Raw genomic sequence first — 9134 nt, forward strand, 5'->3', positions numbered from 1 at the left:
GTCCTCTACATCGAACGCCTGCGCCGCCTGAACGGCCTCCCCCTGTCCCTCGACCTCACCTACGTCCCCCTCGACATCGGCACCGCCCTCCTCGACGCCGACCTGGAGAACACCGACGTCTTCCGCCTCCTGGAATCCATCTCCGGCCAGCCCCTCGGGCACGCGGAGATCACCCTGGAGGCCGTGAACGCGGACGCGCACTCCTCGGCCGTGCTCCAGGCCCCGCGCGGCGCGGCCGTCCTGATGCTCGAACGCCTCACCCACCTCGCCGACGGCCGCCCCGTCGACCTGGAGTTCATCCGCTTCCGCGGCGACCGCATCACCATGAGCGGCCTGCTGCGCCGCTCCCTCTGACACATCCCGGAAGAACAACCCGGGCGAACCACAACACCCACAGCTCGACCTCCCTGGAGACAGCCATGGCTTTGGCGCCCCAGCGGGCCGACGTGCCCGTGACCATCGACGAGTCGAAGTGCATCGACGGCTGCACGCTCTGCGTGGACATGTGCCCGCTGGACTCCCTCGCCATCGACGAGAGCAACGGCAAGGCCTACATGCACGTCGACGAGTGCTGGTACTGCGGCCCGTGCGCGGCCCGCTGTCCCACCGGAGCCGTCACGGTCAACATGCCCTATCTGCTCCGGTGAGAGGCCCCAACCCCATGAAACACAAAGCACTCGTCGCTGCCTCCCTCCTGGTCCTGCCCCTCACCGCCTGCGGCGGCAACGCGGCGGCCGGAGGGGACGGCTCCACGGTCACGGTGACCGTCGGCTACCAGTCCAAGACCATCAACACGGTCACGGCAGGCACCCTCCTCCGCTCCCTCGGCTCCTTCGAGAAGCAGCTGAACGCCCTCCACGACGGCCACACCTACAAGGTGAACTGGCAGGACTACGCCACCGGCGCCCCCATCACCGCCCAGATGACCGCCGGAAAGATCGACATCGGCTCGATGGGCGACTTCCCGCTCCTGATCAACGCGGCCCGCGGGAAGCAGCTGGGCAAACCCACGCACCTCGTCTCGGTCACCGGCTACAACCTCCGCGGCGGCCTCAACACCATCGTCACGGCCCCCGACTCGAAGCTCACCTCCCTGAAGGACCTGAAGGGCAAGAAGGTCTCCACGAGCGTCGGCTCGGCGGCCGACGGCACCCTCGTACGGGCCCTCCAGAGGGCGGGCATCGACCCCGAGAAGGGCATCGAGAAGCTCAACCAGCAGCCCGCGGTGGGCGCTTCGGCCCTGTCGGCGGGCAGCGCGGACGCGCTCTCGCAGTTCGTGGCGTGGCCCGGCCTGCTCACCTTCCAGGGCAAGGCCAAGGCCCTGTACGACGGCGCGCAGCTGAACCTGCCGACGTTCCACGGCGTCACGGTGCGCGAGGACTTCGCGAAGCAGCGCCCCACCGTCGTGGACGCCTTCCTCAAGGCCCAGGCGGAGGCCACCGACTACCTCAACGACCACCCCGTGGACGCGGCTGAGAAGGTCGCCAAGGCCACCGGCCTCCCCGCCGAGGTGGTCTACCTCTACAACGGCGCCCACGGCATCTCCACCTTCGACCCGGCCGTCAAGCCGCAGCTGGTGTCCGCCCTGAAGAAGGACGTGTCGATCCTCAAGGCGGCGAAGCTGACCGGTGACGTCGACGTGGACTCCTTCGTCGACGACAGCTACGTCAAGAAGGCCCTGGGCTCGGACTACGCCGAGCGCCTCTCCTCGAACCCGCCTGCGGCCGCGAGCGAGATCTGGCCGAAGGGCGCCACCGAGACCCGTACCTTCAAGACGCCCGCCGAACTCCTGGCCTACGTCGCCCAGCACAAGGACGGCATCCGCGCCTCCTACGTGCCCGACGCCACCACGGGCACCCTGTGGTTCGCCGACAAGGCGGTGTGGGTGGCCGACGGCGACCAGCTCCTCCCCTTCGTCGCCCCGGCGACCGCGAAGGCGTACGTCGCCGGGCACGGCGGAGCCCGCGTCGTCACGTACGACGACGCGCTGAAGCAGGCGTCGTGACCAGGCGTCCCGTAGCCAGGCGTCCCGTGACCGGCCATCCCGTGACCAGGTATCTGCTGAGGGCGGCCTCTCTGGCGGCCGCCCTCGGCCTCTGGCAGCTGCTGACCAGCCTGGACGTGAACCTGTGGCTGCGCTTCTCGCAGTTCCCGACCGTCACCGACGTGGCCCACGCCTTCGTCGACCGTCTCTCCGGCGCCGACTACTGGACGGACCTCACCGACAGCCTCACCCGCATCGTCACCGGCTTCCTGCTGGCGGCGGTGCTGGGCGTGGCCACGGGCGTGCTCGTGGCCCGCTCCCGCCTGGCCGAGGACACCCTCGGGCCGGTCCTTGAGGTCATCCGTCCGATCCCGGCCATCGCCCTCGTCCCCGTGGCGATCCTCCTCTTCCCCAGCAACGAACAGGGCATCGTCTTCATCACCTGCACCGCGGCGTATTTCCCGGTCCTGGTCTCCACGCGCCACGCGGTCCGCGCGCTCACCCCTGTGTGGGAGGAGGCGGTGCGGACCATGGGCGGCGGCCGGTGGCGGATCCTCGGCTCGGTGGTGCTGCCGGGCGCGCTGCCCGGCATCTTCGGCGGCCTGTCGGTCGGCATCGGCGTCTCGTGGATCTGTGTGATCTCCGCCGAGATGATCTCCGGCCAGTACGGCGTCGGCTACCGCACCTGGCAGGACTACACGATCGTCAACTACCCGGGCGTCTTCGTCGGCATGGTCACGATCGGCGTCCTCGGCTGGCTCACCTCCACGGCCGTGGAACTGCTGGGCCGCCGCCTCACCCACTGGCTGCCGCGCACGTCGTACGTCCCCGGCGCACGGCCCGCGCGGCGCGAGCGGGAGCGCGGTGCCCCCGTCCCCGTACCGACCGGCTCCCGCACCAAGGAGGACGCGCCCCATGACCAGCTCGTCTGACGTCCGTTCACTGTCGCAGGCCACATCACAGCCCACGACGCAGGCCACGACGCAGGCCACGTCGCGAACCACGTCACGGACCGGTGCGGGACTCGCCCTGCACGGCGTCACCCTCGGGCGACCGGGCGCGCCCGTGCTCGACGCGGTGGACCTCGACGTGGCTCCCGGCGAGATCCTCACCGTCGTCGGCCCCTCCGGCTGCGGCAAGTCGACGCTGCTGCGCACACTGGCCGGACTTCTGCCCGCCCTCGACGGAGAGGTCTCGCAGGACGGCCGGCCCCTGACGGGACCCGCCGCCGACCGCGCCCTGATCTTCCAGGAGGACGCCCTCCTGCCCTGGCGCACCCTGCGCGCCAACGTCGAACTCCCCCTGGCCATCAAGGGACTCCCACGCGCCGAGCGCAGGGAGCAGGCCGAGTCCTGGCTCACCCGCGTCGGACTCACCGAGCAGTCCCGGCAACTGCCGCACCGCGTCTCCGGAGGACAGCGCCAGCGCGCACAACTGGCCCGCGCCCTCGCCGGACGACCGCGCGCCGTCCTCATGGACGAACCCTTCGGCGCCCTCGACGCCCAGACCCGCGCCGGCATGCAGGACCTGCTCGTGGAGGTGTTGCGCGGTACCGGCGCGACCGTCGTCTTCGTCACCCACGACGTGGACGAGGCCCTGTTCCTCGGCGACCGTGTGGCCCTCCTCGGCTCGGGCCGCCTCACCGCCGTACGCGATGTACCGCGCCCGCGCGACCGTACGGCGCACGACGATCCGGCGCGTGTGGCGCTGCGACGCGACGTCCTCTCCTCCCTCGGTTCTTGAAAGGCACCCTGGTGGACACCCCCCTGCAGATCCCGGCCCTCACCGACGCGGAGGAGGTCAGCTGCGACGTGCTCGTGATCGGCGGCGGCACCGCCGGCACGATGGCGGCACTGACCGCCGCCGAGCACGGCGCGAACGTCCTCCTGCTGGAGAAGGCACACGTCCGCCACTCCGGCGCCCTCGCCATGGGCATGGACGGCGTCAACAACGCTGTCATCCCCGGCCGCGCCGAGCCCGACGACTATGTCGCCGAGATCACCCGCGCCAACGACGGCATCGTCGACCAGTCCACCGTCCGCCAGACCGCGACCCGCGGCTTCGCCATGGTGCAGCGCCTGGAGTCATACGGGGTGAAGTTCGAGAAGGACGAACACGGCGAGTACGCGGTCCGCCAGGTCCACCGGTCGGGGTCCTATGTCCTGCCCATGCCGGAGGGCAAGGACGTCAAGAAGGTCCTCTACCGGCAGTTGCGGCGCCGGGAGATGCGGGAGCGCATCCGCATCGAGAACCGGGTGATGCCGGTGCGCGTGCTGACGACGGGCGACGGCGACAGCGGTGGCCGGCGTGCCGTGGGGGCCGCGGGCTTCAACACCCGCACGGGACAGTTCGTCGTCGTCCGCGCGGGCGCGGTCATCCTCGCGACCGGCGCCTGCGGCCGCCTGGGCCTGCCCGCCTCCGGCTACCTCTACGGCACGTACGAGAACCCGACGAACGCGGGCGACGGCTACGCCATGGCGTACCACGCGGGCGCCGAACTGACCGGCATCGAGTGCTTCCAGATCAACCCGTTGATCAAGGACTACAACGGCCCGGCCTGCGCCTATGTCGCCAACCCCTTCGGCGGCTACCAGGTCAACCGGCACGGCGAACGCTTCGTCGACTCCGACTACTGGTCGGGGCAGATGATGGCGGAGTTCGCGGCGGAGGTGGCTTCGGACCGCGGCCCGGTGTACCTGAAGCTGAGCCACCTCCCCGAGGAGTCGATCTCGGCCCTGGAGTCGATCCTGCACTCGACGGAGCGGCCGACGCGCGGCACGTTCCACTCCGGCCGGGGTCACGACTACCGCACCCACGACATCGAGATGCACATCTCCGAGATCGGCCTGTGCGGCGGCCACTCGGCCTCGGGCGTCCGGGTGGACGACCACGCCCGTACGACCGTCCCCCGGCTGTACGCCGCCGGTGACCTGGCCTGCGTCCCGCACAACTACATGATCGGCGCGTTCGTCTTCGGCGACCTGGCGGGCGCGGACGCGTCCCAGTACACCGCCTACGAGGGTGACTTGTCGGGCGATCAGCTCCGTGAGGCGCACGAGCTGATCTACCGCCCGCTGCGCAACCCGGACGGCCCTCCGCAGCCCCAGGTCGAGTACAAGCTGCGCCGCTTCGTGAACGACTACGTGGCCCCGCCGAAGTCGGGGGCCAGGTTGTCGCTCGCCCTGGAGGCCTTCGAGCGGATGCACACCGACATCGCCGAGATGGGCGCCCACACCCCGCACGAGCTGATGCGCTGCGCCGAGGTCACCTTCATCCGCGACTGCGCGGAGATGGCGGCCCGCTCCTCCCTGGCCCGCACGGAGTCCCGCTGGGGCCTCTACCACGACCGCGTCGACCACCCCCACCGCGACGACACCACCTGGTTCCACCACCTCGACCTGCACAAGTCCCCCTCCGGCTCGATGGAGTTCACGGCCCGCCCGGTCGCTCCGTACCTGATCCCCGTCGAGGGCTTCAGCCCGGTCGGCGGCCCGTCCCGCGACCTCGGTGAGGTCCACGCCGAGGAGGTGGCGACGGCCGGGGCACGCGATGTGGCGCCGGTGTCCGGAACCCCGGAGGCCCCGGAGACCTCGGGGACGGGGCACGCCCCGCTTCCCGACTCCTCCTCCGAGAGCTCCCCCGAGACGTCCTCCTCCGGCTCTTCCGAGACATCCTCCGCCCGCCTCCTCGAACTCGTCGCTCTCGCCGACGAACAACCCGAACTCACCACCCTCCAGCCCTACTTGACCGACCCCGCGCCCGCTGTCCGGCGCGAGGCCGTCGCCGTCCTCACCGAGACCCTGCCGCCCGGCACCGGTCCCGCTCTCGCCTCCGCGCTCCGCGACCCGCACGGCGACGTCCGCGCCACCGCGGCGGCCTCGCTGCGCGAACTGGTCGAGACGCTGCCGCCCGACGCCGCTCTCCGTGACGGCCTCGCCGAGGCCCTGTCGGAGGCGGACCCCGTCGTCCGCGCCGCGGCCCTCGATGTCCTGCGCGCCCTGCGCCTGGGCGACGCCGAACTGTTCGCCCAAGCCCTGTCGGACCCCGACACCGGCGTCCGCATCGAGGCGGTGCGCGCTCTCGTCTCCGTCGACGCGGCGGATTCGCTGGCCCAGGCGGCGGGCGACCCGTCCCGCGAGGTCCGTGTCACCGTGGCCAAGGCGCTGGCCGGCGTCGATGCCGGGCACCCGGTGCGGACCGTCCTGCACGAGCTCACCGAGGACGCGGATCCCCTGGTCCGGGGTGCCGCCTTCGGGTCGCTCGCCTCCGCGGCCTGCCCGGCTCAGCTGAGCGCGCGGGCCGTCGAGGCGCTGGACGACGGGGCGTGGCAGGTCCGCGCCGGTGCGGCAACGGCCCTCGCCACCGCGGATCCCGCCGTGGCGGTCCGCGCCCTCGCCGGGGCCCTCGCCGACCTGAACGCCGACGTCCGCAAGGCGGCGGTCCTGTCGCTCACACGGCACAGCACCGACAAGGACGCCCGCGTGGCCCTCACCACTGCCACGAAGGACTCCGACGCGGATGTGAGGGCGTACGCGTCACGTGCTCTGTGACCCCGACTGCCCACCCTGGCCGGGGGCGCCGACTACGGCGTCCCCGGCCGTTCATATCTCAGGCAGGATCCGCTCGAAGAACTCCCGGTCCTCGGCGAAGGTCGGCTCCAGTGCCAGAAACTCCCCCACCGTCACCCACCGCGCGTCGCTCACCTCGCCGGGCTGCATGACGACCTCCCCCTGTGCCACGTCCGCGGTCCACCAGTGCAGCCGGAACCGTCGGTCGTCCGTCTCCGACTCCCACACCTTCGCCAGCGGGGACGCCTTCAGTCCCACCTCTTCGCGGACCTCCCGAACCAGTGCCTCCGCCTGGCTCTCGCCCGGCTCGACCTTCCCACTGAGCGGCGCCCAGTAGCCCGACCGCCGGGCTTCCGGTCCGCGCTCGATGACGAGCACGCGATCGCCCCGCCGCAGCACGGCGACGATGGCGTCGCGTTGCCTCGACTCCTCCCGCTGGTCCATCGCGTGCCTCCTGTGCCCAGTCGCCTACGCCCGGTCGCCCACGCCCACGCCCACGCCCCCGTCGCCTACGCCCAGTCGTCCGGCTCGGGTTCCGGCTCGGCATCCGGCCAGTCGAAGGGGCCGTCGGCGTCCGCGGCCACGTCGCCCGCCCCGCGCGCCGAGGCTCCCGCACCTCGCGAACTGTCGGGAACTGAGGACTCCTCCGAAGCCCCGCCCAGGGAAGCGAGCACCGCCAGCACCCCCTCCCCGTACGTCGCCAGCTTCTTCTCCCCGACCCCGCTGATACCGCCCAGCTGGTCCACCGATGTCGGCCGCGCCGTGGCGATCTCGCGGAGCGTGGCGTCGTGGAAGATGACGTACGCCGGAACGCCCTGCTCGCGCGCCTGCTCGGCACGCCAGGCCCGCAGCGCCTCGAAGACCGGGAGCAGGTCCTCGGGGAGCTCGACCGCCGCGGCCTTCGCCTTGCGCTCGCCACGGCCGGAGGACGACGAGCCCCCCGAGGCCGCCCGCGCGGCCACCGGCTTCTTCGGCTCCTTCCGCAGCGGCACCTCCCTCTCCCGCCGCAGCACGGATCCGCTGCCCTCGGTCAGCACCAGCGTCCCGTACTCGCCCTCCACCGCGAGCAGCCCCTGCGCGAGCAACTGCCGTACGACACCGCGCCATTCGCCGTCGCTCAGTTCCTCGCCGATCCCGAAGACGGACAGCTGGTCGTGGTCGAACTGGATGACCTTGCCGGTCCGCTTCCCCAGCAGGATGTCGATGATCTGCACGGCCCCGAACTTCTGCCCGCGCTCCCGCTGCAGCCGCACCACCGTGGACAGCAGCTTCTGGGCGGCGACGGTGCCGTCCCAGGTCTCCGGAGGGTTCAGGCACGTGTCGCAGTTGCCGCAGCCTCCAGGGGTCGGCTCCTGCCCGAAGTACGCCAGCAGCTGCCCCCGTCGGCACTGGACCGTCTCGCACAGCGCCAGCATGGAGTCCAGGTGCGCGGCGGCCCGGCGGCGGAACGCCTCGTCGCCCTCGCCGGTCTGGATCAGCTTCCGCTGCTGGACGACGTCCTGGAGCCCGTACGCCATCCACGCCGTGGACGGCAGCCCGTCACGCCCGGCACGGCCCGTCTCCTGGTAGTAGCCCTCCACCGATTTCGGCAGGTCGAGGTGCGCGACGAACCGTACGTCCGGCTTGTCGATGCCCATCCCGAAGGCGATGGTCGCCACGACGACCAGGCCCTCCTCCCGCAGGAACCGTGCCTGGTGGGCCGCGCGCGTGCCGGCGTCCAGACCGGCGTGGTACGGCACGGCCTCGACGCCGTTCCTGCTCAGGAACTCCGCCGTCTTCTCCACCGAGTTCCGCGACAGGCAGTAGACGATGCCCGCGTCGCCCGCGTGCTCCTGCGTGAGGAAGGACAGCAGCTGCTTCTTGGGGTCGGCCTTGGGGACGATCCGGTACTGGATGTTGGGCCGGTCGAAGCTGGCCTCGAAGTGGCGGGCCCTCGGCATGACCAGCCGCTCGGTGATCTCCCGGTGCGTGGCGCGAGTGGCCGTCGCGGTCAGCGCGATACGGGGGACGTCCGGCCAGCGCTCGCCCAGCAGCGACAGCGTCAGGTAGTCGGGCCGGAAGTCGTGGCCCCACTGCGACACGCAGTGCGCCTCGTCGATGGCGAACACCGAGATCTTGCCCCGCCCGAGCAGGTCCAGTGTCGTGTCGAGCCGCAGTCGCTCCGGCGCCAGATACAGCAGGTCCAGCTCGCCGGCCAGGAACTCCGCCTCCACCACGCGCCGCTCGTCGAAGTCCAGCGTGGAGTTGATGAACCCGGCGCGCACGCCCAGCGCCCGCAGCGCGTCCACCTGGTCCTGCATCAGCGCGATCAGCGGGGAGACGACCACGCCCGTACCCGGCCTGACCAGCGCCGGAATCTGGTAGCAGAGTGACTTGCCGCCGCCGGTCGGCATGAGCACGACGGCGTCCTCGCCCGCCACCACGTGCTCGATGATCTCTTCCTGCTCACCACGGAAGGCGTCGTACCCGAAGACCCGGCGCAGCACGGCCAGCGCCTCGCTGTCGGCCGAACGCCCTGCCTCCGTGACCGCCCCGTCCACTTCCATCACACCCGTCCCACCCATCCCAGTCATCACCTGTCC

Annotated in this window: 8 protein-coding genes; 6 read left to right on the forward strand and 2 right to left on the reverse strand. The window is 71.5% G+C overall.

The window, feature by feature from the left end; all coding sequences use genetic code 11:
* The 6 genes from FNH08_RS35990 to FNH08_RS36015 form a co-directional block, all read left to right on the forward strand.
* Window positions 1-354: GntR family transcriptional regulator (locus tag FNH08_RS35990; protein WP_152775733.1), on the forward strand; the 354-nt coding region annotated here is incomplete at its 5' end.
* A gap of 65 nt (window positions 355-419) precedes the next feature.
* A complete protein-coding gene (locus FNH08_RS35995; RefSeq protein WP_030379773.1) occupies window positions 420-647 on the forward strand; it encodes a 4Fe-4S dicluster domain-containing protein in 228 nt (75 codons plus the stop codon).
* Window positions 648-661: 14 nt separating this feature from the next.
* A complete protein-coding gene (locus FNH08_RS36000) occupies window positions 662-2005 on the forward strand; it encodes an ABC transporter substrate-binding protein (protein WP_152775734.1) in 1344 nt (447 codons plus the stop codon).
* Between the two features lie 41 nt (window positions 2006-2046).
* Window positions 2047-2916, forward strand: a complete 870-nt coding sequence (locus FNH08_RS36005) for an ABC transporter permease (protein WP_322726041.1) — start codon at window positions 2047-2049, stop codon at window positions 2914-2916.
* Window positions 2900-3727 (forward strand): ABC transporter ATP-binding protein, encoded by an 828-nt coding sequence (locus FNH08_RS36010; protein ID WP_152775735.1) that lies wholly within the window; start codon window positions 2900-2902, stop codon window positions 3725-3727. The genes FNH08_RS36005 and FNH08_RS36010 overlap by 17 nt, the downstream gene beginning before the upstream one ends.
* 11 nt (window positions 3728-3738) lie before the next feature.
* On the forward strand, window positions 3739-6534 hold the full coding sequence (locus FNH08_RS36015) for a fumarate reductase/succinate dehydrogenase flavoprotein subunit (RefSeq protein WP_322726040.1): 2796 nt from the start codon (window positions 3739-3741) through the stop codon (window positions 6532-6534).
* Between the two features lie 51 nt (window positions 6535-6585).
* Here FNH08_RS36015 and FNH08_RS36020 read toward each other — a convergent pair whose 3' ends face one another.
* A complete protein-coding gene (locus FNH08_RS36020; protein WP_152775737.1) occupies window positions 6586-6996 on the reverse strand; it encodes an NUDIX domain-containing protein in 411 nt (136 codons plus the stop codon).
* A gap of 65 nt (window positions 6997-7061) precedes the next feature.
* The gene (gene recQ / locus FNH08_RS36025) at window positions 7062-9116 is read right to left on the reverse strand and encodes a DNA helicase RecQ (protein WP_152775738.1); all 2055 of its coding nucleotides are present in this window, start codon (window positions 9114-9116) and stop codon (window positions 7062-7064) included.
* Window positions 9117-9134: the final 18 nt, after the last annotated feature.

It is taken from the genome of Streptomyces spongiae (genome assembly GCF_009377185.1).
GTDB lineage: Bacteria > Actinomycetota > Actinomycetes > Streptomycetales > Streptomycetaceae > Streptomyces > Streptomyces spongiae.